Below are 25,401 nucleotides of genomic sequence, written 5' to 3' on the forward strand. Positions count from 1 at the left end.
GTCTCCTGAATGACGCTAGATTCGGGAAACATTTGTGTCAAGATATCGGGGTGAGCAAGGAGGCGCGGGCGTACGGCGGGGTATCGGCCGATGAGCGGCGGGCGGTACGCCGCGAACAACTGCTCGAGGCCGCCTTCGCGGTGATGGCGGTGGAGGGTCCGGCGGGCTTGACGGTCCGCACCGTCGCCAAGGAGGCGGGGCTGTCGACCCGGTTCGTCTACGAGAGCTTTCAGGATCTCGACGATCTGGTGGGTGCGGCGTTCGAACTCGCGGTGCAGCAACTGACTTCCGCGGTGGACGGCGCGGTCGCGGCGGCGGGTGCGGGCCGGCGCGACCAGGTCGGCGCGGTCGTCGAGGCCATGGTGGATTTCTTCCTCGCCGCACCCGCCAAGGGAAAGCTGTTGTCCACCAAGGCCTATGGGCATCCGGCGGTCGCGCGGCGCCGCCTGGCCCGCTCCGAGGACATCTCGCTCGCCTTCGCCGCGGTACTACGCGAAATGACCTCGGGCGCCGACGCCGCCGCGGTCGAGCTGACCGCGCGGTTCCTCGTCGGCGCCTTCGGTGAAACCATTACGGCGTGGATTCAGCAGTCGCTGCCCTATCCGCGCGACAAATTCGTGCACGACAACGTCGAGTTGTTCCTCGCCTCGATCGCCGCCTTGGAGCGGCTGTAGCCGCAGCTGCTCAGTTGCGCCGGACGGCCGCGTTGCCGCTCCACCAGTAGCGATCGGTGAGCAGCGGCCCGGCCGCGTTCAACGAGGCTTCCATTTCCCTGCGGGCTTGTTCGTAGGCTTCCCGATCCCGCTCGATTTGCTCCAGATCTTGAACCATGTCCTCCATGATTCGATGCCGAAGCGGTTCGCGTCCACTGATTTTCCGGCCGCCGAACGCGGAACGGGCCGCCCGAAATACTCGGACGGCCCGTTCCGGAGAACTGGATCAGCGCTCGCTGAGCAGCACCTCGGCGATCTGAATCGTGTTGAGCGCGGCGCCCTTTCGGAGGTTGTCCCCCGAGACGAACAGGGCCAGCCCCCGACCGTCCGGCACACCCGGATCCTGGCGGATCCGGCCGACCAGCGACTCGTCGGCGCCAGCGGCCTGCAGCGGAGTCGGCACGTCGACCAGCCGCACACCGGCGGCGTTCGCGAGGATCTCCTTCGCGCGCTGCACCGACAACGGGTTGGCGAACTCGGCGTTGATCGACAGCGAGTGGCCGGTGAAGACCGGAACCCGCACGCAGGTGCCGCTCACCAGCAGCTCGGGCAGGCCGAGAATCTTGCGGCTCTCGTTGCGCAGCTTCTGATCTTCGTCGGTCTCGAAGGACCCGTCGTCGACCAGCGCGCCCGCGAGCGGGATCACGTCGAACGCGATCGGCGCGACGTACTTGTTCGGGGCGGGGAACTGCACGGCGCCGCCGTCGTGCACCAGCTTCTCGGCGTCGCCGATCACGGCGCGCACCTGCGAGGCGAGTTCCTCGACGCCGGCCAGACCGGAACCGGAGACCGCCTGATAGCTGGAGACGATCAGGCGCTGGAGCCCGGCCTCCTCATGCAGCGGCTTGAGCACCGGCATGGCGGCCATGGTGGTGCAGTTCGGGTTGGCGATGATGCCCTTGATCAGGTTGCGGGTGGCTTCCGGGTTGACCTCGGAAACGACCAGCGGGACCTCGGGATCCTTGCGCCAGGCCGAGGAGTTGTCGATGACGGTGACGCCGGCCGCGGCGAAGCGCGGGGCCTGCACGCGGGACATGGTGGCGCCCGCGGAGAACAGCGCGATGTCCAGGCCGGACGGATCGGCGGTCTCGGTGTCCTCGACGACGATGTCCTGGCCGCGGAACGGCAGCGTCTTACCGGCCGAGCGCGCGGACGCGAAGAACCGCACCTCGTCGGCCGGGAAGTTGCGCTCCTCCAGCAGTTTCCGCATGACGGCGCCGACCTGACCGGTCGCGCCCACGACGCCTACACGAATTCCCATGCCCTATCGCCCCGTTCCCGCGTGCACGACGGCGACCTCGTCACCGCCGAGATCGAAGGCCTTGTGCAGCACCTGCACGGCCTCGTCCAGCTCGGTGTCCTTGACCAGCACCGAGATGCGGATCTCGGAGGTGGAGATGAGGTCGATGTTGATGCCGGCCGCGGCCAGCGCCTCACAGAACTTGGCGGTGACGCCCGGGTGGCTCTTCATGCCCGCGCCGACCAGGGACACCTTGCCGATGTGGTCGTCGAAGATGATCTGCGAGAAGCCGATCTCGTCCTGCTGCTTGGTGAGCATTTCGACGGCGGAGGTGAGGTCGCTCTTCGGGAGGGTGAAGGTGATGTCGGTCTTGCCGGTCTCGACCTTGGAGATGTTCTGCAGCACCATGTCGATGTTGATCTCGGCGTCGGCGACGGCGCGGAACACCTTGGCGGCGTAGCCCGGAACGTCCGGCAGACCGACCACTGTCACCTTGGCCTCGCTGCGGTCGTGCGCGACGCCGGTGAGGATTGCTTGCTCCAAGGGGATGTCCTCCATCGATCCGTAAACGTAGGTGCCCAGCTTGTCGGTGTAGGACGAGCGCACATGCACGGGCACGTTGTAGCGGCGCGCGTACTCGACGCAGCGCAACATCAAGACTTTCGAACCGCACGCGGCCATCTCCAGCATCTCCTCGTAGGAGACCTGCTCGAGTTTCTGGGCGTCGGAGACGATGCGCGGGTCGGCGGTGAACACGCCGTCCACATCGGTGTAGATCTCGCAGACATCGGCTTCCAGCGCCGCGGCGAGCGCGACGGCGGTGGTGTCGGAGCCACCGCGGCCGAGCGTGGTGACGTCCTTGGTGTCCTGGGACACGCCCTGGAAGCCGGCGACGAGCACGATGGTGCCCTCGTTCAGCGCTTCCCGCAGGCGGCCCGGGGTGACGTCGATGATCTTGGCGTTGCCGTGCGCGCCGGTGGTGATGACGCCGGCCTGCGAGCCGGTGAACGACCGCGCCTCGGCGCCGAGCGAGTGAATGGCCATGGCGACAAGCGCATTGGAGATGCGCTCACCGGAGGTGAGCAGCATGTCCATCTCGCGCTGCGGCGGCGTGACCGCCACCTGCTGGGCGAGATCGAGCAGTTCGTCGGTGGTGTCACCCATCGCCGAGCAGACGACCACCACGTCGTGGCCCTGCTTCTTCGTCTCTACGATCCGTTCAGCGACGCGCCGGATGCGCTCGGCGGTCGCCACCGAGGATCCTCCGTACTTCTGAACCACGAGAGCCACGAGAAGGTCCTCCACAATCGACTAACAGCAGGTAACAGCCACCAAGAGTACCGGCCGGGGTGCACGGGATCTCCCGCTACCTCCCACACCTGTGGAAATCCGCACAGTCGCACATACTCTCGCGCGTCCTGGGCACGGTGCACCGATTCGCCGCGTAGACAGCGGAATGATGGACTCATGCAGAGCTCACTGATCGAGGTACGGACCGGCAATCGAGAAGTCGTGCAGAACATCACACCCCAGTGCGCGGCCTTCGCGCAGCAGGCGGGCGGGGACGGTCTGCTGCATGTTTTCGTGCCGCACGCGACCGCCGGCATCGCGATCATCGAACTCGGCGCGGGCAGCGACGACGACCTGCTCGCCGCCCTGCGCGACCTGCTGCCCGCCGATGAGCGCTGGCGGCACGCGCACGGCTCGCGCGGGCACGGACGCTCGCACGTGCTGCCCGCGCTGATCCCGCCCTACGCCAGCGTGCCGGTGCTCGGCGGGGAACTGGCGCTGGGCACCTGGCAGTCCATCGCGCTGGTCGACCTCAATGTCGACAACCCGGACCGCCAGGTGCGCCTGTCCTTCCTCGGCGGCTAGACCTGCTTGCGCCGGAACCAGCTGACCTGGGCGCCGTTCTCGAAGCCCTGGCGGCGGTCCAGTTCGAACTGGGTCGGATTGAACTTCCCGGTGAACGCGCGGGTGCCCTCGCCCACGATGCACGGGTAGCTCTTGATGACGAGCTCGTCGATCTCGTCGATGAGCTGCGCGGCGAACTTGCCGCCGCCGGCGAGCCAGATGTCCTTGCCGTCCTCTTTCTTGAGGCGCTGGACCAAGCCGACCGGGTCGTTCTTGACGAGCTCGACGCCGGGCGCGTCGATGCGCTCCAGGGTCGCGGACACGATGTACTGGGTCTTCATGTGCGGGTACGGGCTGGCGATACCGACGTTCAGGGCCGGATCGTAGGTGCCGCGGCCCATGACCAGGGTGTCGAAGTGCGCGGGCGCGGTGCCCGGCTCGATGCCGAAGTGCGGCCACACGTGGGCGGGCAGCGTCTCGGGGTAGTTGGCGGCCAGCCACGCCCAGAAGTCCGCGCCCCCGTCCATGAAGGAGATGTCGTCGTTCGGGCCGGCGATGTAGCCGTCGAGGGACATGCCGACGAAGTAGATGAGCTTTCGCATGGGGATCCTGCTTTCGTTCGAGGGTGCTGCGGTCCGGGAGGGGCGGTCAGGCGCGGGTGAACCAGGTGACCAGGGCGCCGTTGCCGTATTCCTTGCGCTTGGCCGGGGTGAACAGGGTCGGCGAGAACTCCCCCGCGAACGCGGAGATGCCGCCGCCCGCCACCACCGGATAGCTCTTGATGATCATCTCGTCGATCTCGCCGAGCAGCTGCGCCGCGAGATTGCCGCCACCGCAGAGATAGATGTCGAGACCTTCTTCTTTCTTGAGCCGCCGCACCAGGGCGACCGGATCGCCGGCGACGATCTCGACCTTCGGGTCGTCGAGCCGCAGCGAGGTCGACACCACGTACTGCCGCATATGGGCGTACGGGCTGGTGACGCCGTCCGCCAGCCCCGGCTCCCAGGTGCCGCGCCCGGCGATGATCGTGTCGAAGTGCCGGTTCGGTTCATCCACAGCCATCCCCACGTGGGAGCGGAGGTGGCTGGGGACGAACTCCGGGTATTCGGCGTTCAGCTCGGCCATCTGCTCGGCGTCGAAGGGATAGAAGTCGAACTCGCCGTTCGGACCGGCGATGTAGCCGTCGAGCGACACCGCGACGTAGTAGACAAGCTTTCGCATGGTGAACCGCCTCATCTGTTGTACTCTGTCCGAAGTGATTAGAAATGTAGTACTACGAATGGAGTGGTGTCAAGATGCGCACTAACCCGGAACGACGGCAAGCCTTGGTCGATGCGGCCATCGAGGTCCTGGCCAGCGACGGAGCCCGCGGACTGACGTTTCGCGCGGTGGACAAAGCGGCCGCCGTCCCCGCGGGCACGGCCTCCAACTACTTCGCCAACCGCGACGATCTGCTGACCCAGGCGGGCGCGCGGTTCTATGAGCGGCTCCAGCCCAGCGAGGCGACCATGGCCCAGCTGGCGGATGGGCCGAAGACGCGCGAGAACATCGTCGCCCTGATGCGCGAGACGGTCGGGCGGATCGAGGCCTTCCGCACCGGTTATCTCGCGCTGCTCGAACTGCGCCTGGAGGCCACCCGCCGGCCGGAGCTGCGCAAGGTTCTCAACGCCCGGGTTCGCGCCGATATCGATTTCAATGTGCGCAACCATCTCGAATCCGGGCTGCCCGGCGACAAGGAGTCGGTTCTCCTGCTCTATTTGGCGCTGAACTGGCTGATCGTGGACCGGCTGACGCTGCCGGAGATCTTCACCGAGGAAGAGAGCCAGCACCTGATCGAGGAGGCCGTGAACCGGCTCATTCCGGCCTGAATGCGCCCAAACGCCTGCGCCGCCACCGCGCGCCCTTCGATAATTGGGCGATGCAGGCGAACGTCGGAGACCGGCTCATCGTGCACGGGCACGTGGTGGGGCGAGGGGATCGACAGGGCGAGATCATCGAGGTCCGCGGCCCGGAAGGCGCCCCGCCCTATGTCGTGCGGTATCCCGACGGGCACGAATCGCTGGTCTACCCGGGCCCGGACGCGGTCGTCGAACCCGCCGTCGACTGACCGGCCCCCGCGGTCGCGCGCCGAGAAGAACTGAGCGTTAGCGAAAACGGTGTCGCCGACGCGAAGCGCTTCGCGCCGTAGCGCTTCGGATTTTGCCGCTGGATAGCGGAGCCCCCTGGAAGAGACCGCTTGGTTGACGTTCGGTGAACGCCTGTGCACAATCGGCCGAGTTGGTAAGTGGGGGGTGGAGGTTTGGCATGCGCACGAAAATAGATATTCACTTCACCGTCGATGCGACACCGGCGCATGTCTTCGAGGCTCTGGCGGCCGTCGAAATGCTTCCAGAATGGTCCTCGTACCAGGACGCGCGCATCGCCACGCGCGACAAGAACAATCGGCCGACCAAGATCTACGTGACCGCCGATGTCCACGGCAGCTCCGACCTGCAGGCCCTGGAATGGCACTGGACCGAGGACCGGGTCACCTGGCAGATCGTCGACAGCGCGCGCGGGATCCGCGGCGGCGGCTGGTTCGAGGTCGCGGAGAGCGACGGGGAAACCCAGGTCTGGTACCACTCGGAACTACAGACCAAGATCCCGCTGCCCGGGCTGCTGATGAAGCGCACCCAGCAGCGCTGGCACGAAACCATCGTGGAGAACTTCATCGAGTTCGCCGAGAGCTACCCCGAGGCCGAGACCTACGGGTCCTATCTGGATCCGGTCTACACCGACCAGGGGTAGCCGTGACGCCGTGAGCGAAATCGCCCCGGCCGCAACATCTCCGGGCCGCACGAAGCACGCCGGAGTGCGACGATAGGCGCCATGATCGGTAGCAAGCGCGTTCGGTTCCAGCCGATGGCCGAAGGCAGCTCGGTAACCCAGCTGGAATTGTTCTTCGACCTGGTCCTGGTTTTCGCCTTCACCATGGTCACCGCCATCGCCGCGAAACCCACCAGCGCCCAGAACATGCTGCGGGCGGTGCTGGTGCTCGCGGTCATGTGGTGGGTCTGGATCGCCTACTCGTGGCTGGCCAATACCGTGCGCGCCGACGAAGGGCTGACCCGGATCGCGATGTTCGTGGCCATGGGCGGCGGGTTCATCGCCGCGCTCACCATCCCCGAGGCGTTCCAGGACATGCCCGGCGGCTGGAGCGGCCCGCTCATCTTCGCGCTCGCCTACCTGGTGGTCCGGGTGGTCCACCTGGCCGTGTACATCATGGGAACCGGCGACGATCCGACCCTGCGCGCGCAGGTGACCAAGTGGGGAATCGGGTCCATCGCGATCGGCACCACCCTGCTGATCATCGCGGCGATGACCACCGGCACCGTGCAGATCTGCCTGTGGATCGCTGCCATCGCCGGCGACATGCTGTGGACCCGGCTCGCCGGGCTGGAGTGGCGGGTGCGCTCGGCGCGGCACTTCTCCGAACGCTACGGCTTGATCATCATCGTGGCCCTGGGCGAATCCATCGTCTCGATCGGCATCGGGGTGAGCGGGCAGCCGATCTCCTGGCCGATCACGGTGGGCTCGATGCTCGGGCTCGCGGTGTCCGGACTGCTGTGGTGGAGCTACTTCGACGTGGCGGCGCTGTCGGCCGAGCACGCGCTCGCTCGCGCCGAGGGCGAACGACAGGTCCGGATCGCGCGCGACGGCTACACCTACTGGCACTTCCCGATGATCGTCGGCATCATCGGGCTCTCGCTCGGACTGAAGAAGGTGCTGTCCTACGTCAGCGACGCCTCACACCATTCGCTCACCGACGCGCTCTACGGCATTCCGCTGTTCGCGCTCTACGGCGGCGTCGTGCTGTACCTGGCCGGACTTGTCGGCTTCAAATACGCTGCGACCGGGCATGTCACGCTGTCCAACGTGGTCGCGGTGGGCGTGCTGCTCGCGCTGATCGCGCCGGCCACCGCCCTGCCCGCGCTCGCGTCGCTGGGGCTGCTCTGCTTCGTGCTGATCGTCCTGGTCGGCTGGGAGACGGTCCGCAACGCGCAACCGCGGGCGCAGATCCGGCACGCGCACGGCGCCTGAGTCAGCTGTTCCGGAGGATGTGCGCGACCGTGTGTTCCGGCGCGGTCGGGCCGTAGGCGGACGGCGCCACCCGCACGCCGGCGTGCACCGCGTCGCGGATCTGGTCGACGTTCTCGCGGATGGCGTCGGAGACCAGTTCATCGGTGCGCGGATCGGCGAGCACACCGAACAGGATGCGGAACACCGTGTCGGCGATCAGCCGCAGAATCTCGTCGTGGAACGGGATGTAGCGGACCTTGCCCGCCTGTGGATCGCTCTTGATCAATTCGACGATCATCGCGTCCATTTCCGCGCGGTTCTCCTCGAGCGCCGCCGCGATATTGCGGGTGTAGTGACCGGTGCGCAGGACGTGGGCCACCTCGTCCATCACCGCGATCGTCATCGGCCGCCGGGTCAGCTCGATAATGGTCGGCAGGAAGCGGTTCACGACCGCCGTCACGACCGGTTCGGCGAAGGCCCGGTCCGCGGCCCGCACCAGCCGGGCCACGACCACCACGATCCGCACCAGACGGAAAGCGCGAAGCCAGGGGCTGGTCACCGGGATCAGGCCCAGCACGTCGTACCAGTAGACGAACGGGAAGGTCCACCGCCAGCCCGCCCGGCCCCACCGCCACAGGAACTCGATCGCGAAGACCGCGCAGATCGCGTAGTCGGCGAAAACGATCGTCCGGCGGGTGTTCTCGTCGACCGACCAGAAAGTTATCCACACCAGCAGCGCCACCGAAACGACCGCCAGCGCCAGCATCAGCAGATCCGCCCACAGCGGCAACGGCTTACGTGGATAAACAACACGAGCGCCCACAGCAGGGGTCCCTTTCAACGCCGAACGGTCACGCAGAGCGTAATCGCCGCAAGGTCCCCCGTCTCGTAACCGAATCAGCGACCGGCGCGCAGGATCGCTTCGATGTTGCGTTCGGCGAGCGCGGTGATCGTGAGCGACGGGTTGACCGTGCCGGTGCTGCCGGGGATCGCCGCGCCGTCCATCACGTAGAGACCAGGATGACCATGCACGCGGCCGTAGCCGTCGGTGGCCCGGCCCAGCACCGCGCCGCCGAGCGGGTGGGCGGTGAACAGGGCGTTGGCGTCGTAGCCGAGCGCGCCGTATTCGACCATGGCCCCGGCCTTTTCGGCGATCCGGTGGTCGACCGCGCGGGCCACGCCCACCACTTCGTCGCGGTTGCGGGTGGACCAGGTCAAGCCGACGGAGTCGCCGGCCCGGTTGTAGCCGAAGCGGGTCCGGGCGGAGTCCAGGACCATGCCGAGCGAGGCCAGCGCGCCGGTCTCGAACGGGATCCCGGGGATGTACCAGTTCTCCAGGGTGACCGGCAGCCCGGATTCGTCGAAGACGCGGCTGGCGCTCGGCACACCTTGCCCGAGACCGGCCAGCTGGCTTGCGCCGCGGGCGAGTACGACGTCGCCGTTGGTGCCCCAGCCGTCGCCGACGTGCTCGTTCAGGTTCGGCAGCGTGCCGGTGGCCTGGGCCCGGACCAGCAGTTCGGAGGTGCCGACCGAGCCCGCGCCCAGGAAGAGTTTGTCGCAGGTGAGGGTGCGGGCGCCGAGGACCTCGCCGGTGGGCGCCAGCTTGCTGACGGTGACGACGAAGCGACCGGAGCCCTCCTGCGCGATGGCGTCGACGCGGTGGCCGGGGTAGACGCCGGTGTTCCCGGTCTCCTGGGCGTATCTCAGATAGTTCTGGTTCAGGTCGAACTTCGCGCCGTTGGAATTGCCCAGGTTGCTGCGCGCGGCGGTCGCCGAAGGCCGGGCGCCGCCGGACAATTCGGCGCGCAGCACGTCCCAGTTGAAGAGGGAGTCGTTGGCCTGCGGCTGGAAGCCGGCCTTGCGCACCTGATCGTCCCAGGCGCGGGAGTGCGTGAACGGCGAGGAGTGGTAGAGATCGGCGGGAATCGGGCTGAGCCGCAACATCTCCCGCACCCGCGGATAGTAGACGCGGTCCAGTTCGCCGTAGTCCACGACGCCGCCGAAGACGTGATCGAAGAAGCGCTTCTCCGGGGCGACCATGGCGCCGGTGAAGATCACCGACCCGCCGCCCACCGCGGCCGCGCGCCAGACATCGATGCCCGGGTAGTTCGTGCAGTCCAGCACGCCACCGAATTTGGTGAACGTCATCGGGACCTTGGTGACGCCGGTGAAGCTGGTGCGATGCCAGAAACCGCGGCCGTCGGGCAGATCGTCGCCGGTGAAGATCTCCCGCCAGGGATCGTTTGGCCAGCGCGAACCGCGCTCCAGCACGGTATTGACGATGCCGGCCTGGGCTAGTCGCAGCGCGGTGACGGCCGCGCCGAAGCCCGACCCGATCACGATGGCCTGCGTGTGCTCCGGCGGATCCGCGAGGGGCGCAAAGATTTCCGGCACCCACTGCCGGAACTGCCCGGGCCCGGCCGGGTTGGCGGCCTGCGCCGTGCCCGCACTCAGCGTCGGCCCGGCGGCACCCAGTACCGCGGCAACACCCGCCGCCTTGAACAGCGCACGTCTACGCACCAGGCCACCTCCCTCATCACGCATGGCCGAGCGCAGATTACCTGGAAACCTGGCCTGCCCCAACAGCTCGGCCCGCCAATTTTGGGCAGACCCCGCGCCGTCAGTCGAGGAAGGGCTGGGTCTCCACCGCACAGGTCGCGCCGGGCGCCGGGAGCTGCAGGTCGACGAGGTAGCGCTCGCGCAGGCGGCCGACGCAGTCGCCGCCGGTGTTGTGGCCGTATCCGTCGGTGACCACGACGAGGCGGGCGTTCACCATCTCCTGCTGGGCGCGCTGGGCGAAGACCAGCGGTGTGACCGGGTCGTAGCGGTTGTTGAACAGCAGAGCCGGCTTGTCGGAGCTCAAAGTCCAGGGGCCGGTGTAGCGCTGGGGGTAGCCGGCGGCCGGCGCGGGCCAGGCCGCGCACGGCTGATGCTGGTACAGCCAGAACGGGCCGTACGCCGTTGCGGCGCCGGTGAATTCGCGAGCGATCGCAGGCCACTGCTCGGGTTGCCGCAGGCTGTTGTTGTCCGCGCAGGTGATCGCGGTGTAGGAGTCGAGGAAATCCCAGTCGACGCCGCCGGCGGCGAGTATCGCCCGTACCGTTTCGGAGTTACCGGCCGCGCCTCGCTCCAATTCGGTGAGCAGCTGCGCTAGTGCGGGCCAGCCCTCCTCGGGGTCGTAGAGCAGCAGCGAGCGGGCCTGCATGACCTCGGTATGGTGCACCGGCAGCGCGCGTTCCCGCTCCCCGACCGTGATCGGACCCTGGACCAGCCGCTCCATCAGCGTGGAAACACGCTGTTGGAGCACCTTTTTCGCCTCCAGCGCCGGGCTGAGGGTGGCCGGGTTGCCGGTCGCCGGCGCACTGGTGCCACCGACCCCGGACGGTGGCGCGCTCCCCTGGCCGCGGCGTTCTTCGATCCGCTCGGAGCCGCCGGCGAAGCTGCAGCGCAACCGGCCCGCCTCGGCGCACAGGCGCAAGAATTCGTCGAACACCTCCGCGGTGCCCACGGCGGTGTCGGTGACCTGCCCGCGGGTGTCCTCGGTGTAGACCTCCGGATCGATCATCGAACCGAGCAGCAGCGCCCGGACCCGATCGCCGAAGAGCGCGCCGTAGACCTGGCCCAGATAACTCGCGTAGGAGCCGCCCTCGTAGGAGATCTTGTCCTCGCCGAGCGCGCGGCGCAGCAGATCGATGTCCCGGGCGACGTCCACGGTGGTCAAATGAGGCAGCAGCTCGCCGCTGTGTGCCGCGCAGCCCGCCGCCAGCGCGCGGCTGGCGCGCTCGGCGGCCGCCTCCTGCTCCGGATTCACCGGCGGCATGGTGGCGGCCAACCAGAACCGATCCTGCTCTTGGGCATCGGCGAAGCACCGCACCTGCGCACTGCGCCCGACTCCGCGCTGGTCGAAGGTCACCACATCGAACCGGCGGCTGATCTCACCGGAGAACAGCTCGCCCTTGCGCGCCCAGTCCAGTCCCGAGCCCCCCGGCCCGCCCACCGCGGCGAACAGCGTGCCGATCCGCCGCCCGGGATCGGTGGCGAGCTGACGCACCACCGCCAGCTCGATGGCCGGCCCGTGCGGCTGGGTGTAGTCCCGCGGGACCTTGGCCACCGCGCACTGGAAGCGGCGCAGCTCGGCATCGGCGCAGGGCGCCCAATCCAGCGTCGGCGCCGGCGCGGCGTCGGCCTGAGCGACCAGCTCGGACACCGCCGAATCCTGTGCCTGCCGATCACAGCCGCTCAGTACGGGCAGCACGACGGCGAGCACACCCAGAGCGATCAGCTTGCTTACACGCATACGGATCATGGTGTGCCCCACCGACCTTCGCCGTCGTCATCCTTAATGACGAAATCCTCCCGAACGCACCCCGAGACCTACTTCGCGACGCGGGTCGGCCGCCGCACCAGCTCGCCGCCGCAGTTCGGGCAGACGCGTGCCATCGCCTCGGCGCAGTCCGCGCAGAAGGTGCACTCGTAGCTGCAGATCCAGGCGACGCCGTCCGCGGTGACGCCGGTCTCGCAGCGCTCGCAGACTCTTCGCATTTCCAATGCCATTTCCGAACCTCCCTGTTCAGGACATCAGCAGTCGGACGACCGCGATGACGCCGACCACCACGATGACGCCGCGCAGCACGTTCGCGGGCATCTTCCGGCCCACGGTCGCGCCGAGCTGGCCGCCGATGATCGAGCCGACCGCGATCAGCGCCGCGGCCCGCCAGTCGACGGTGGCGATCACCACGAAGATCGCCGCGGACACCGCGTTCACAATCAGGCCGAGCACGTTCTTCACGCCGTTGAGCCGCTGGATGTCCTCGTGCACGAAGACGCCGAGCAGGCCCATCAGCAGTACGCCCTGCGCCGCGCCGAAGTAGCCGCCGTAGACGCCCGCCGCGAAGATGCCGGCCAGCAGGATCGGGCCGCCGTGCGCGGGCGGGGCGATGTTGTTGGTCTCCCGCCGCTGTTTGACCCAGCGCGCCAGGCGCGGCTGCACCATCACCAGGACCAGGGCGGCGATGATCAGCACGGGCACGATCGCCTTGAACGCGTCCGCGGGCAATCGCAGCAGCAGGATCGCGCCGGTGATGCCGCCGATCAGCGAGGCGGATCCGAGTTTCAGCAGCCGGGCGCCCTGGCCCGCCAATTCCTTCCGGTAACCGATGGCGCCGCTGATGCCGCCGGGCACCAGGCCGATCGTGTTGGAGACGTTCGCGGTCACCGGTGGCAAACCCAGAGCGAGTAGCACGGGGAAGGTGATCAGGGTCCCCGAACCGACAATGGTGTTGATGCAGCCCGCGGCGATTCCCGCGCCGAAGACGGCGAGCATTTCTAGCCAGGTCATTTGACGTTCCTCACGTCCCGTCGGGGCCGGGCCCCGTACAAGCGTTCGTTTCGTCAGCGACGCTAGCCCGTGGCCCGCTTCCGGGCAGCAACCGGGACCGCCCTTTCCGGACCGTGTCACGGCACGGTAAACTCGTGATCATCATGCAGCGGACGCTTCTTCTCGACCGCCGCGACGGGGTCTGATCAGACCGGCCCCCCGTCGCGGGGTTTCGCCGCGTCGGTCGACCCCATAACGGGATCCACCACACCCTGGAGAAATCGCATGTCTTCCGCTGACGCCTTCGTATCGGGCTCCTCGCGCACCATCACCGCGCCGTCCAAGCCCGCCCCCGCCGACCAGCCGGCCTGGAACACCCAGAAGAACTCCTCGATGCCGGCCTTCCGGTACCGGCCCTTCGCCGAAGAAGTCGAGAACATCACGGTGCCCGACCGCACCTGGCCGGACAAGATCATCGACAAGGCGCCCGCCTGGTGCGCGGTCGACCTGCGCGACGGCAACCAGGCCCTGATCGACCCGATGAGCCCGGCCCGCAAGCGCCGCATGTTCGACCTGCTGGTGCGGATGGGCTACAAGGAGATCGAGGTCGGCTTCCCCGCCGCCAGCCAGACCGATTTCGACTTCGTGCGCGAGATCATCGAGGACGGGGCCATCCCGGCCGACGTCACCATCCAGGTGCTGACCCAGTGCCGCGCGGAACTGATCGAACGTACTTTCCTGGCATGCCAAGGTGCACCGAATGTCATCGTGCACTTCTACAACTCCACCTCGATCCTGCAGCGCAAGGTCGTCTTCCGCGCCGATCGCGAGGCCGTGAAGAAGATCGCCACCGACGCCGCGAAGCTGTGCCTGGAGATCGAGAAGAAGTACCCGGACACCGACTGGCGCTACGAGTACAGCCCGGAGTCCTACACCGGCACCGAGCTGGACTACGCCAAGGATGTCTGCGACGCGGTCACCGAGATCATCGCGCCGACCCCGGCCAAGCCGATGATCATCAACCTGCCCGCCACCGTCGAGATGGCGACCCCGAACGTCTACGCCGATTCGATCGAGTGGATGAGCCGCAACCTGGCCCGCCGCGAGTCCATCGTGCTGTCGCTGCACCCGCACAACGACCGCGGCACCGCGGTGGCCGCCGCCGAACTGGGCTACCAGGCCGGCGCCGACCGCATCGAGGGCTGCCTGTTCGGCAACGGCGAGCGCACCGGCAACGTCTGCCTGGTCACCCTGGGCATGAACCTGTTCTCCCGCGGCATCGATCCGCAGATCAACTTCTCCGATATCGACGAGATCCGCCGCACCGTCGAATACTGCAACCAGCTGCCGGTGCACGAGCGCCACCCGTACGGCGGCGACCTGGTCTACACCGCGTTCTCCGGTTCGCACCAGGACGCCATCAACAAGGGCCTGGACGCCATGAAAGCGGCGGCGGACGCCGCGGATTCCGATGTCGACGACATCACCTGGGAGGTCCCGTACCTGCCGATCGACCCGAAGGACGTGGGCCGCACCTACGAGGCCGTCATCCGGGTCAACTCGCAGTCCGGCAAGGGCGGCGTCGCCTACATCATGAAGACCGATCACGGCCTGGTGCTGCCGCGCCGGCTGCAGATCGAGTTCTCCCAGGCGATCCAGAAGATCACCGACGGCGAGGGCGGCGAGGTCACGCCGAAGGAGATGTGGGACGTCTTCTCCGACGAGTACCTGTCGCCGATCCGGCCGCTGGAGCGGATCCGGCAGAAGGTCACCGCGTCCGAGACCGACGGCGGGGTGGATTCCATTGCCGCCGTGGTGAAGGTCGACGGTGTCGAGCAGGAGATCACCGGCGCCGGCAACGGCCCGCTCGCCGCGTTCGTCGACGCCATCTCCACGGTCGGCTACGAGGTGCGGGTGCTGGATTACTCCGAGCACGCCATGTCCGCGGGTGACGACGCGCAGGCCGCGGCCTACGTGGAGTGCGCGATCGGGGACAAGGTGGTGTGGGGCGTCGGCATCGCCACCTCGATCACCACAGCGTCGCTGCGAGCCGTGGTGTCCGCGGTGAACCGCGCCTCTTAAGGGACTGTAAAGGCCTGGGGGTTCGGGGCTTCCAGGCCTTTCTTTACTGCATATACCACCGTCAATACCTCGGCGCGGCCGAATGAACCGCGTGCTAGCGTGGATTCGCACTCAAGCGCCGAGCTCTCTGCTCGATTCCCGAGCAGATGGGGGAACTGTGACCAACAACGACCACAACCCGACCTCTCCGCCCTGGCTGCAGAGTCCGGCGGCTGGGCCTGCCACAGACATGGCCGACGAGACCAGCGAGTCGCACGCGGCGCCGGAGGAGATCTCCGAGCCGGCCGCCGACACCGCGTCCGAGGGGAACAGCACCGAACCGGCGGTCGATCCGTCCGCCGAGCACGCCGAGGCCGAGCCCGAACTCGCGGCACAGCCGGAAGCCGGGCAGTTCGCCGGATTCGCGGCCGGGCCGTCCGACCAGACCCAGGTCTACGGGGGCGGGGCGCCGCAAAGCTACGGGCCGCCGGAGGGTTTCGCACCGCCGCCACCGCCCGAAGGTTTCGCACCGCCGGAGCAGCCGCAGTTCCACACCGGGCAGTTCGCGCCGCCCAATCCGTATCAGCCCGCCCCGCAGCAGGTTCCGGAAACCCATCAGGGTCCGCGCTACGGCGACGACTACCGCCAGGAGATCGGGCCCGACGGCCTGGTCCGCCGGGTGCCGCAGGAGAGCGGGCCGCCGGAAGGCAGTGCGCCGCAGGAACCTGCGGACGGGCCGATCTACAGCTGGGCGCCCCCGCCGCCCCCGCCGATGCAGCAGCCCTCGTTCCAGCCGCCGCAGCCCCCGCCGGGCATGGGCGATCCGAACGGTCCCGGCCAGCCCTGGCAGGGCGGGCCGCCGCCGCAGCAACAGCAGATGTTCCAGCAGCAGCAACCCCCCGGTCCGGGCGGGTTCTCGGCTCCCGACGGTCCGGGCGGGTTCAACCCGCAGGGGCCGGGCGGCTTCGCCGGTCCCGAAGGCCCCGGCGGGTTTTCGGGCGGCCCCGGCCAGCCCTGGCAGGGCGGGCCGCCGCCCGGACAGAATCAGCCGTTCCAGCCGCAGCACATGACGCAGCCGGGTCAGCCCGGACATTCGGTCAACGACCTCAACCTGCTCAAGCGGGCCCGCAAGGCGCCACGCGGCGGCTGGCGGCGCGCGGTGCACAAGGTCTCCGGTGGCGTGATCAACCCGGGTGAGTCCGCGGCCGACGTGGTGCACCGCGACCTCGTCGAACGGGTGAACCAGCCGGTGCGCGGCGACTACCGGATCGCGATCCTCTCGCTCAAGGGCGGCGTCGGAAAGACCACCACCACGGTCGGTCTCGGCTCCACCTTCTCCTCGCTGCGCGGTGATCGCGTCATCGCCATCGACGCCAACCCCGACCTCGGCACGCTCGCGCACCGGGTGCCGCGGCAGACCCGCTCCACCGTGCGCAACCTGCTCGAAGACGACCACATCTCCCGGTACTCGGATGTGCGGGCGCATACCTCGCAGGCCCCGAGCCGCTTGGAAGTGCTGGCCTCCGAACAGGATCCGGCCGTCTCCGAGGCCTTCAGCGAGGCCGATTACCGCAAGGCGATCGGCATCCTGCAGTCGTTCTACAACATCATCCTGACCGACTGCGGTACCGGCCTGATGCACTCGGCCATGTCCGGCGTGCTGGATATGGCGAGCTCGCTGGTGCTGGTCACCTCCCCCGCCATCGACGGCGCCCGTTCGGCCTCGGCCACCCTGGACTGGCTCGATCACCACGGCTACGGCAAGCTCGTCGAGCGCACCGTGGTGGTGGTCAACGCTTCCCGCCGCGGCGCCTCCACCGTCGACCTGGACCAGCTGCGCAAGCTGTTCCTGGACCGCACCCGCGCCGTGCAGGTCGTCCCGTTCGACGACCATCTCGCCGAGGGCGCGGAAATCGACCTGGAACTGGTCAGCAAGCCGACCCGCCGGGCCCTGCTGGAACTGGCCGCGATGGTCGCCGACGACTTCGGCTACATCGGCTCGCAGTACCGCCCGGGTCCGCCGCCCATGGGACGGCACTGATCCACGAGAACCGCAGCGCGGCCCGGCAATCCACTGCCGGGCCGCGCTTGGTGTGTGCCGACGGCGCGAGCTCCGGGGTCAATCGGCGGTGATCTTCGCCGCGGCGTGTTCGAAGGCGGCGAGGACGGTGGCGATGGCGGGGCGTTTGTCGGCGTGCGGACGGGTGGCTAGCTCGTACAGGCGGGCGGCGCGGACGCCGGACAGCGGGAGCATGACCAGGTCGGGGTGCGCGACGGCGAAGCGGGGCATCAGGGCGATGCCGTAGCCAGAGAGCACCAGGGTTTCGATGACGCGGAAGTCGTTGAGGCGCTGGGCGATCCGGGGTTGTACGCCGGTCAGCGTGGCGATCGAGCGGAGTACGTCATCGACGGGGAACCCGCCGCGGACGCTGATCCAGGTCTCGTCGGACAGTTCCGCGGGCGTCACCTCGGTGCGGTGTGCGAGCGGATGATCCGGCGCGACCAGAACATCGGTGGGTTCGCGCATGAGCAGCCGGGTGGCGACGCGGGGACCGGCGAGGGCGGGAGCGCGTTCGTCGCGGTGGGTGAGGACCACGTCGTAGTCGGCGAGCAAGCGGGAGACCTCACTCGGCGGCGCGTCCTCGTCGGCCGCCATCACCTCGACGCCGCTGTCGGCGAGCGCGGGCAAGACGTGCGGGAGCAGCAGCGCGGCGCCGGACGGGAACAGGGCGACGCGCACCCGGCCGCGCGGCGAGGCCCGGTAGTGCGACATCTCGGCGACGGCACGGTCCATCGCGGCCAGCACCTCGTCGGCCCGCACGACCAGCGCGTGGCCCGCGTCGGTGAGCCGGATCCGGCGGCCGTCGGGTTCCAGCAGGGGCACCCCGGCCTCCTTGGCCAGCACCTTCAGCTGTTGCGAGACCGCCGACGGGGTCATCGACAGCGCCTCGGCGACGCCACCGATGGTGCCGCGGTCGGCGAATTCGCGCAGCACCCGTAGGCGATCCACCGACATCTGCGACATGACAGACCTCACTCTCAGTTTCCTCTTATGCTTCCCACCTGGGTTGTGAAGCATTACTACATTGATAGTCCATATTAATTCGATTGTTCTGAAGGTTCTCGAACCAGACGATTGGGGCGTGACCAACCGCGACCGCCTGATCGGCCTCTCCGTCGTCCTGCTCTGGGGCGTGAACTTCATCGCCATCCGAGTGGGCCTGGACCACTTCCCGCCGTTCTTCTTCGCGGGCCTGCGTTTCGCGGTGCTCGCGATCCCGGTGGTGCTGTTCGTGCCGCGCCCGCAGGTGCCGCTGAAGTGGCTGCTGCTGTACGGCTTCGGGTTCGGCACACTGCAGTTCGCGTTCCTGTTCAGCGCCATGCGGGCGGGCATGCCGACCGGGCTGGCCTCGCTGGTGTTGCAGTCCTCGGCGCCGTTCACCGTGGTGCTCGGCGCGATCTTCCTGCGGGAACGGCTGCGGCCGATCCAGCTGGCGGGCCTCGGGGTCGCGGTGGCGGGCATGGTCGTGATCGGCGTCGACCGGGCGCAGTCGGCCGCGCTGCTGCCGCTGCTACTGACCCTGGCCGGCGGTCTGGGCTGGGCGTTCGGCAATCTGGGTTCCCGCAAAGCCGCCGCCGTGGGCGGGGTGAACACCATGCACCTGACGCTGTGGATGGCCGTGGTGCCGCCGATTCCGCTGTTCGCGCTGTCCGCCGTCGCCGAAGGACCGACCGCCGGGCTGCACGCGCTGACGGACTTCTCCAGCGTGGGCTGGTGGCACGCGCTGATCGCCGTCGCGTACATCGCGGTGCTGGCCACCGTCGTCGGCTCGGGCATGTGGACCTATCTGATGAGCCGCTACCCCGCGGGCACCGTCGCTCCCCTGACGCTGCTGGTGCCGGTGGTCGGCATGGCGGCGGCCTGGGCCGTGCTGGGCGAGACGCCCTCGGCGTGGGAGGTGATCGGCGGGCTGATCGTCATCGTCGGCGCGTTCACCGCGACCACGGCCGGGGCGCGTACGAAAGCCGCGGCGCCCGAAGCGGCCGCGCTCGACCCGACGCCGGCCGCGGATGTCGAAGCGAGCCCGGTCCTCGCGAAAGCCTGATCTTTCGGCCCCGCTGCCCTTCCGGTCAGCGGGGCACCCGGGCGAAACGGTCATAGCGGATTAGCATCACGCGACCGCCCGTTCTCCCGACTCGGAAGGCAGCGTGATGCTCGATCGGATTCCGGCGCACCGCGCCACCGCAGGCGCCGCGACCTTGGTCCTGGTCACGGCCCTGTTCGGATGCGCGGAAGCCGAACCGGGGCAGGACAACCCGACGCCGCCGGAGGTCGTCCGGTTCGCGCAGTCAGAGCAGCCGCCACAGAAGATCGGGGAGCCGCCGACCGGGGAGCACGGTTCGACGCCGGGGAGTTACGCCCTCTATCGCATGGGCGACAAACCACTGACCGACGTCACCTTCGGCATTACGGTCAGCACCGATCCCGGGCTCGGAAATGTGTTCTGGTCCAACCAGTTCGGGTTCACCACGCACGGCGGGTACGTCGGCATGCAGGCGAACGTCGACGGCGGCGGCATGTTCGTCTATTCGCTCTGGGGCGCCGAGGACGCCCGGCCCGGCGACAACGGCGCGCACTGCCTCAGCGACACCGACGGTTCACCCGGCCGCAGCTGCCGCATCGACAAACGGTTCGAGCCCGGCCACCGCTACCTCTTCCATGTCCGCCCCGACGGCGACGGCTGGTACCAGGCGCAGGTCGAGGACACCACCGACCGCGAGACCTTGACCATCGGCAGCATCAAAGTCGGCTCAGGCGCGACCATCCAGCCCACCGACATGGTGAGCTGGGTCGAATACTGGGACTGGAACACCCGCGCCGCCACCTGCTTCGACGAGCCGTACTCGGCCGCCCGATTCGAGGTGCCGCGCGCCAACGCGGGCGCGGTCACCGGCACCGTCGCCAGCACCGAGATCGGGGGCGCCTGCCCGAAACAGGTGGAGGTCACCGTCGGCTCGGACGACCACGGGCAGGCCAGCATCCATCGCCTCGCGATTGGCAACTCGGCCGGCGCGCGCTTGACCACCCCCGCCGGATCGTGCCTGACCGCCAGCTCCGCCACCCACGAGATCCGCGTCCAGCGCTGCGAGAAGAAACGCAACCAAGCCTGGGTCGCGGCCGCCGATGAAACCCTGCGCTCCGACTTCACCTGCCTGACCGCCGCCGGCTCATCCGAAGTGGAAGCCGACACCTGCGACGGCTCCCCCGCCCAGGAATGGAACCGCGCCCCCAACGGCCCCATCACCAACAAGGCCACCCAACGCTGCCTCACCGCCCTCGGCGAAGCCACCGCCCTGCGCCCCTGCGACGGCTCCGCCGCCCAGCGCTGGAAAGGCCCCGGCGACAAATAGCCCGTATCCCCGTCGCGCGGCGGCTTTGGTTCGGGGCCCGGGAATTACGTGGTTGGGGTGCGCGTGTCGCGCGGCGGGCCGCGTTCGGGATGCCGGGAATTGGCTCGCTGGCAGCGGAAGTCCCGGTAGGGTCGGCTGCCGTACACCTGGAACGGCCGGAGCGCTGTGCGGCCGGGTGCGGCGGAGCGGGGAGGGTGGGTCCCGGAGCTTCGGAAACGCCGCTTTACAGTGGTGCGGCGGGGGGACGAAGTGGCGCGGCGAGGCTAGGCAGCAAAGAAGCTCATGGCAGAACAGCGATGGACCGTTTCGCGGCGCTCGATGCTGCGCGGGGCGGCGGCAGTGGGGTTTGCTACAGCTACCGGCGGGATCGGGGCCGGGCGTGCGGGGGCGAATCCCGGGGGACCCAGGGTCGCGGTGCTCGGCGGCGGTGTGGCCGGTTTGACGGCGGCGCATGAGCTGGCCGAGCGCGGATTCCAGGTCACCGTCTACGAACGGCGGGCGCTGGGCGGGAAGGCCCGCAGCATCCCGGTGCCCGGTACCGGGTCCGGCGGGCGGCCGGATCTGCCCGGCGAGCACGGTTTCCGCTTCTTTCCTGGTTTCTACCAGCATATTCCGGACACCATGCGCCGGATTCCGTTCGCGGGCAACGCGAATGGCGTCTGGAACAATCTGATCACGGTCTCCGAAGCGCGTTTCGCCCGCCGCGACGGCGACGACTTCCGGTTTCCGCTGGGCCGCCGCGCCAAGATCGAGCCCACCCCGCAGGCTTTCCAGGAAACGGTGGGCGCCGCGCTCGCGACGGCGCTGAAAATGCCTGCGGCCGAAGGGTTGTACTTCGCCAACCGGCTGCTGGTGTACAACACCAGCTCCGACGCCCGAAGACTCGGGCAGTGGGAACACATGTCCTGGTTCGACTATGTCGGCGGACATCGGCGTTCGCACGAATTCCGCGCCCTGATCTCCCGCGCGCTGACCAGCATCATGGTCGCCGCGAAGGAGGACATCGCGAGCGTGCGCACCATCGGCAACATGGGTGAACAGTTCCTGGGCAACCCGTTCGAGGTCGGCAACGACGGCGCGCTGGACCGGGTGCTGAACGGTCCCACCAACGCGGCCTGGATCGATCCGTGGACCCACCGGCTGTCCGAGCTCGGCGTGCGCTTCGCCATGGGCGCGGAGGTACGCGGGCTGGACGTGCGGGATCGCCGCATCACCGCGGCCCGAATCGTCGACAACGGCGTGCAGCGCACCATCGACGCCGACTATTTCGTGGTGGCCCTGCCGGCCGAGCAGGCGCGCACCCTCTGGTCACCGGACGTGCTCGCCGTGCGGCCCGAATTGGCCGCGATGGACCGGCTTTTCGTCGACTGGATGGCGGGCATCCAGTTCTATCTGCGCACGCCCTCGACTATCTCACGCGGCCACACCGCCTATGTGGACGCGCCGTGGTCGCTGACCTCGATCAGCCAGAACCAATTGTGGACCTCGAAACTCACCGAATTCGGCGACGGCACGGTGCAGGACTGCCTGTCGGTGGATATCTCCGATTGGAACACCCCCGGCGTGCTGTACGGGAAGACCGCCAAGGAATGCACGCATCAGGAAATCGCCCGCGAGGTGTGGGCGCAGATGCGCGCGCACGTCGGCGACGCCGTGCGCGATGACGCGCTGCATTCCTGGTTCCTGGATCCGGGCATCAGCTGGCAGGGCGGCCGCAACAGCAACGCCGACCCGCTGCTGATCAACACCGCGGGCTCCTGGGAGTGCCGCCCGGAACCGCACGGCGCCCTCGAAAATCTCTTCCTGGCAGGCGATTACGTGCGCACAAACGTGGACCTGGCGACCATGGAGGGCGCCAACGAATCCGCGCGCGCCGCCGTCAACGCCCTGCTGGAGGTCGCGGGTTCGAACGCGCCGCGCTGCCGCAAGTACACGATGTACCGGGCGGCGGAATTGGAGCCGCTACGGCTGCTGGACGCGGACCGCTACGCGACCGGTCAACCGAACTTATTCGATACGCCCCTATGAGGAAAAGTGTTTGAATGACCTATGGGCGAGATCACCGGCACTGACGAGATCACCGACCCGGCGGACCTGCGCCGCCTGCTCGGGGACCCGATCCCCCGCGCGGTCACCAAGGAACGCGTCGCCCTGCACCCCAGGGACCGCGACTGGATCGCCACTTCCCCGTTCCTGATCCTGGCCACCAGCGACGCCGACGGCCGGTGCGACGCCTCCCCCAAGGGCGACCCGGCCGGTTTCGTGCGAGTGCTCGACGAGCACACCCTCGCCATTCCGGAGCGCCCGGGCAACCGCCGCGCCGACGGCTATCACAATATTCTCGCCAATCCCCATGTCGGCCTGATCTTCCTGGTGCCCGGCCGCCGGGAGACCCTGCGCGTCAACGGCCGCGCCCGCCTGGTGCGCGACGCCCCCTATTTCGACGACATGGTGGTGCGCGGCCATCGGCCGATCCTTGCCATCGAGGTCGATATCGAGCAGATCTTCTTCCACTGCGCCAAAGCCTTTATGCGCAGCAATCTCTGGGAGCCGGAGAAGTGGCCGGTCAGCACCCTGCCCTCGCCCGCTCAGCTGGTGAAGGAGTTGCAGCCCGAGGTCACCGAATCCGTCGCGGAACTCGAGCACTACTACCGCCCGGAGAATTACGAGCCCAGGCTCTACCAGGGTTGAACCGCCGCGCCACGGCGGCGGAATCCGGCACCTCCTAGACTCGCCCCCGTGGCAGACATAACGGTGCGTGGGCGAATCGCCCTGCGAGCTGCGGCGGCCGCGTCGTGGGCATCGCAGAAGGCCGGGCGCGGCAAGGGTTCGATGATCGGCGGTTTGATCGCGCTGAAAATCGATCCGACGATCATGGAGCAGCTCGGCCGGGGCCGGCGGACGGTCCTGGTCACCGGCACCAACGGCAAGTCCACCACCACCCGGATGACGACCGCGGCGCTGGGCACGCTGGGCCAGGTCGCCACCCAGGCCGACGGGGCGAACATGGACGCGGGCATCGTCGCGGCACTGAGCGTGCACCAGGGGGTGCCGCTGGCCGCGATCGAGGTCGACGAACTGCATCTGCCGCACGTCACCGATGCGCTGGACCCGGCCGCGGTCGTGCTGCTGAATCTCAGCCGGGACCAGCTGGACCGGGTCGGCGAGATCAACATGATCGAGCGCAAGCTGCGCGCGGGCCTGGCCCGCCACCCCGGCACCGTGGTCATCGCCAACTGCGACGACGTGCTGATCACCTCCATCGCCTACGACCACCCGAACGTCGTGTGGGTGGCGGCGGGCAGCGGCTGGGCCATGGACGCCACCAGCTGCCCGCGCAGCGGCGAGCCGATCCTCTGGGAGGGCGAGAACTGGCGCAGTACCGGCGCTGATTTCCAACGGCCACAACCGGATTGGTGGCTGGACGGCGAGGACCTGCTGGGCCCCGACGGTATCCGCCTGCCGCTGACGCTGGCGCTGCCCGGCCGCGCGAACCGCGGCAACGCCGCCCAGGCCGTCGCCGCCGCCGTCGCGCTCGGCGCCGAGCCGGCGAAAGCCGCCGAGGCCACCGGCACCGTGCGCGAGATCGCGGGCCGCTACCGCACCGTGCGGGTCGGCGCGCACGACGCCCGCCTGTTGCTGGCCAAGAATCCGGCCGGATGGCAGGAAGCCCTGTCCATGATCGAGCCCACCTCGGCGGGCCTGGTGATCGCGGTGAACGGGCAGGTGCCCGACGGCGAGGATCTGTCCTGGCTCTGGGACGTGCGCTTCGAGCACTTCGAGGGCGTGCAGGTGGTGGCCGCCGGCGAGCGCGCCACCGATCTCGCGGTCCGCCTGACCTACGCCGGCGTCGAGCACACCACGGTGCCGGATCCGTTGCGCGCCATCGCTTCCTGCCCCGCCGGGCACGTCGAGGTGCTGGCCAACTACACCGCGTTCCGCGACCTGAACCGCGATCTGGAGGCGCGCAAATGAGTGCTGGGACAGCCAAAGACTCGACCGTGCGGATCGGCCTGGTGCTGCCGGATGTGATGGGCACCTACGGCGACGGCGGCAACGCGCTGGTGCTGCGGCAGCGGCTGCGCATGCGCGGCTACCAAGCCGAGATCGTCGAAATCACGCTGGCCGACCCGGTTCCCGACTCGCTGGACATCTACACCCTCGGCGGCGCCGAGGATTCCGCGCAGCGCCTGGCCACCCGGCATCTGCAGCGCTACCCGGGCCTGCAGCAGGCGGCCGCGAAAGGCGCTCCGGTACTGGCGATCTGCGCCGCCATCCAGGTGCTCGGGCACTGGTACGAGACCTCCAGCGGCGAGCGCGTCGAGGGCGTCGGCATGATCGACGTCACCACCGCGCCCCAGGCCGACCGGGCCATCGGCGAGGTGACCACCACACCGCAGCTGGCCGGTCTCACCGCGGCGCTCACCGGTTTCGAGAATCATCGCGGCGGCACCACACTCGGCGCCGATGCGACTGGGCTGGCCCGCGTGACCCGCGGCGTCGGCAATGGCGTCGGTGACGGCTGGGAAGGCGTGGTGCAGGGTTCGGTGATCGGCACCTATATGCACGGTCCGGCCCTGGCCCGTAATCCGGAATTGGCGGATTTGCTGCTGGCGCGCGCATTGGGTGTACAAGACCTGGAACCGTTGCGCTTGCCGGAAGTCGAGCAACTTCGCCGCGAACGATTGCGCGCTTGACGGCGAGATCTCGAAATTCCCAGTACCCGGTAAAACATTGTGAATTGA

At 68.6% G+C, this 25,401-nt stretch carries 25 protein-coding genes; 14 read left to right on the forward strand and 11 right to left on the reverse strand.

The window, feature by feature from the left end; genetic code table 11:
- Positions 1-50: 50 nt before the first annotated feature.
- A complete protein-coding gene (locus tag AB0M14_RS04560; RefSeq protein WP_364988728.1) occupies positions 51-674 on the forward strand; it encodes a TetR/AcrR family transcriptional regulator in 624 nt (207 codons plus the stop codon).
- 10 nt (positions 675-684) lie between these two features.
- On the opposite strand, the gene AB0M14_RS04565 is transcribed toward AB0M14_RS04560, so the two are convergent.
- The 3 genes from AB0M14_RS04565 to AB0M14_RS04575 form a co-directional block, all read right to left on the reverse strand.
- Positions 685-831: a hypothetical protein gene (locus tag AB0M14_RS04565; protein ID WP_364988730.1), complete on the reverse strand. Its 147-nt coding sequence runs from the start codon at positions 829-831 to the stop codon at positions 685-687.
- 108 nt (positions 832-939) lie between these two features.
- The gene (locus AB0M14_RS04570; RefSeq protein WP_364988731.1) at positions 940-1,974 is read right to left on the reverse strand and encodes an aspartate-semialdehyde dehydrogenase; all 1,035 of its coding nucleotides are present in this window, start codon (positions 1,972-1,974) and stop codon (positions 940-942) included.
- A gap of 3 nt (positions 1,975-1,977) precedes the next feature.
- Positions 1,978-3,243: an aspartate kinase gene (locus tag AB0M14_RS04575; RefSeq protein WP_364988734.1), complete on the reverse strand. Its 1,266-nt coding sequence runs from the start codon at positions 3,241-3,243 to the stop codon at positions 1,978-1,980.
- Positions 3,244-3,420: 177 nt separating this feature from the next.
- Between AB0M14_RS04575 and AB0M14_RS04580 the strand changes: the two genes are divergently transcribed.
- Positions 3,421-3,828: a YjbQ family protein gene (locus tag AB0M14_RS04580; RefSeq protein ID WP_364988736.1), complete on the forward strand. Its 408-nt coding sequence runs from the start codon at positions 3,421-3,423 to the stop codon at positions 3,826-3,828.
- On the opposite strand, the gene AB0M14_RS04585 is transcribed toward AB0M14_RS04580, so the two are convergent.
- Both AB0M14_RS04585 and AB0M14_RS04590 read right to left on the reverse strand, forming a co-directional pair.
- Positions 3,825-4,409 carry a dihydrofolate reductase family protein gene (locus tag AB0M14_RS04585; RefSeq protein ID WP_364988738.1) on the reverse strand — a complete coding sequence of 195 codons (585 nt, stop codon included), beginning with the start codon at positions 4,407-4,409 and terminating at the stop codon, positions 3,825-3,827. The genes AB0M14_RS04580 and AB0M14_RS04585 overlap by 4 nt on opposite strands.
- 46 nt (positions 4,410-4,455) lie before the next feature.
- Positions 4,456-5,028 (reverse strand): dihydrofolate reductase family protein, encoded by a 573-nt coding sequence (locus AB0M14_RS04590; protein WP_364988740.1) that lies wholly within the window; start codon positions 5,026-5,028, stop codon positions 4,456-4,458.
- A gap of 74 nt (positions 5,029-5,102) precedes the next feature.
- Between AB0M14_RS04590 and AB0M14_RS04595 the strand changes: the two genes are divergently transcribed.
- From AB0M14_RS04595 to AB0M14_RS04610, 4 genes are all read left to right on the forward strand, one after another.
- On the forward strand, positions 5,103-5,675 hold the full coding sequence (locus AB0M14_RS04595; RefSeq protein WP_364988742.1) for a TetR family transcriptional regulator: 573 nt from the start codon (positions 5,103-5,105) through the stop codon (positions 5,673-5,675).
- 50 nt (positions 5,676-5,725) lie between these two features.
- The gene (locus AB0M14_RS04600) at positions 5,726-5,914 is read left to right on the forward strand and encodes a DUF1918 domain-containing protein (protein ID WP_364988744.1); all 189 of its coding nucleotides are present in this window, start codon (positions 5,726-5,728) and stop codon (positions 5,912-5,914) included.
- Between the two features lie 197 nt (positions 5,915-6,111).
- Positions 6,112-6,594, forward strand: coding sequence for an SRPBCC family protein (locus tag AB0M14_RS04605; protein ID WP_364988745.1), 483 nt, complete (start codon positions 6,112-6,114; stop codon positions 6,592-6,594).
- Positions 6,595-6,675: 81 nt separating this feature from the next.
- Positions 6,676-7,887 carry a low temperature requirement protein A gene (locus AB0M14_RS04610; protein WP_364988747.1) on the forward strand — a complete coding sequence of 404 codons (1,212 nt, stop codon included), beginning with the start codon at positions 6,676-6,678 and terminating at the stop codon, positions 7,885-7,887.
- Between the two features lies 1 nt (position 7,888).
- Here AB0M14_RS04610 and AB0M14_RS04615 read toward each other — a convergent pair whose 3' ends face one another.
- The 5 genes from AB0M14_RS04615 to AB0M14_RS04635 form a co-directional block, all read right to left on the reverse strand.
- Positions 7,889-8,689, reverse strand: coding sequence for an ion transporter (locus AB0M14_RS04615; RefSeq protein ID WP_364988749.1), 801 nt, complete (start codon positions 8,687-8,689; stop codon positions 7,889-7,891).
- Between the two features lie 74 nt (positions 8,690-8,763).
- Positions 8,764-10,386 (reverse strand): GMC oxidoreductase, encoded by a 1,623-nt coding sequence (locus AB0M14_RS04620; RefSeq protein WP_364988751.1) that lies wholly within the window; start codon positions 10,384-10,386, stop codon positions 8,764-8,766.
- Positions 10,387-10,486: 100 nt separating this feature from the next.
- Complete coding sequence (locus AB0M14_RS04625) at positions 10,487-12,163, reverse strand: alpha/beta fold hydrolase (RefSeq protein ID WP_364988753.1); 1,677 nt, start codon at positions 12,161-12,163, stop codon at positions 10,487-10,489.
- 77 nt (positions 12,164-12,240) lie between these two features.
- Complete coding sequence (locus AB0M14_RS04630) at positions 12,241-12,420, reverse strand: DUF1272 domain-containing protein (RefSeq protein ID WP_364988755.1); 180 nt, start codon at positions 12,418-12,420, stop codon at positions 12,241-12,243.
- A gap of 16 nt (positions 12,421-12,436) precedes the next feature.
- On the reverse strand, positions 12,437-13,204 hold the full coding sequence (locus AB0M14_RS04635) for a sulfite exporter TauE/SafE family protein (RefSeq protein WP_364988757.1): 768 nt from the start codon (positions 13,202-13,204) through the stop codon (positions 12,437-12,439).
- Positions 13,205-13,468: 264 nt separating this feature from the next.
- Between AB0M14_RS04635 and leuA the strand changes: the two genes are divergently transcribed.
- A complete protein-coding gene (gene leuA, locus AB0M14_RS04640) occupies positions 13,469-15,265 on the forward strand; it encodes a 2-isopropylmalate synthase (protein ID WP_364988759.1) in 1,797 nt (598 codons plus the stop codon).
- A 229-nt stretch (positions 15,266-15,494) separates the two neighbouring features.
- The gene (locus AB0M14_RS04645) at positions 15,495-17,285 is read left to right on the forward strand and encodes a MinD/ParA family protein (protein ID WP_364991302.1); all 1,791 of its coding nucleotides are present in this window, start codon (positions 15,495-15,497) and stop codon (positions 17,283-17,285) included.
- A gap of 78 nt (positions 17,286-17,363) precedes the next feature.
- Here AB0M14_RS04645 and AB0M14_RS04650 read toward each other — a convergent pair whose 3' ends face one another.
- Complete coding sequence (locus AB0M14_RS04650) at positions 17,364-18,260, reverse strand: LysR family transcriptional regulator (protein WP_364991305.1); 897 nt, start codon at positions 18,258-18,260, stop codon at positions 17,364-17,366.
- Between the two features lie 127 nt (positions 18,261-18,387).
- Between AB0M14_RS04650 and AB0M14_RS04655 the strand changes: the two genes are divergently transcribed.
- The 6 genes from AB0M14_RS04655 to AB0M14_RS04680 all read left to right on the forward strand — a co-directional run bounded on the left by AB0M14_RS04655 (position 18,388) and on the right by AB0M14_RS04680 (position 25,353).
- Positions 18,388-19,350, forward strand: a complete 963-nt coding sequence (locus AB0M14_RS04655) for an EamA family transporter (RefSeq protein WP_364988762.1) — start codon at positions 18,388-18,390, stop codon at positions 19,348-19,350.
- A gap of 106 nt (positions 19,351-19,456) precedes the next feature.
- Entirely contained in the window at positions 19,457-20,656 is a 1,200-nt protein-coding gene (locus AB0M14_RS04660; protein WP_364988764.1) for an RICIN domain-containing protein, read from the forward strand.
- 282 nt (positions 20,657-20,938) lie between these two features.
- Positions 20,939-22,684 (forward strand): FAD-dependent oxidoreductase, encoded by a 1,746-nt coding sequence (locus AB0M14_RS04665; RefSeq protein ID WP_364988766.1) that lies wholly within the window; start codon positions 20,939-20,941, stop codon positions 22,682-22,684.
- 21 nt (positions 22,685-22,705) lie between these two features.
- Positions 22,706-23,347, forward strand: a complete 642-nt coding sequence (locus AB0M14_RS04670) for a pyridoxamine 5'-phosphate oxidase family protein (protein ID WP_364988769.1) — start codon at positions 22,706-22,708, stop codon at positions 23,345-23,347.
- A 48-nt stretch (positions 23,348-23,395) separates the two neighbouring features.
- A complete protein-coding gene (locus AB0M14_RS04675; protein ID WP_364988771.1) occupies positions 23,396-24,631 on the forward strand; it encodes a MurT ligase domain-containing protein in 1,236 nt (411 codons plus the stop codon).
- Positions 24,628-25,353, forward strand: a complete 726-nt coding sequence (locus AB0M14_RS04680; RefSeq protein WP_364988773.1) for a glutamine amidotransferase — start codon at positions 24,628-24,630, stop codon at positions 25,351-25,353. Before AB0M14_RS04675 ends, AB0M14_RS04680 begins: the two co-directional genes overlap by 4 nt.
- Positions 25,354-25,401 lie beyond the last annotated feature (48 nt).

The organism is Nocardia sp. NPDC051832 (genome assembly GCF_040681285.1).
Lineage (GTDB): Bacteria > Actinomycetota > Actinomycetes > Mycobacteriales > Mycobacteriaceae > Nocardia.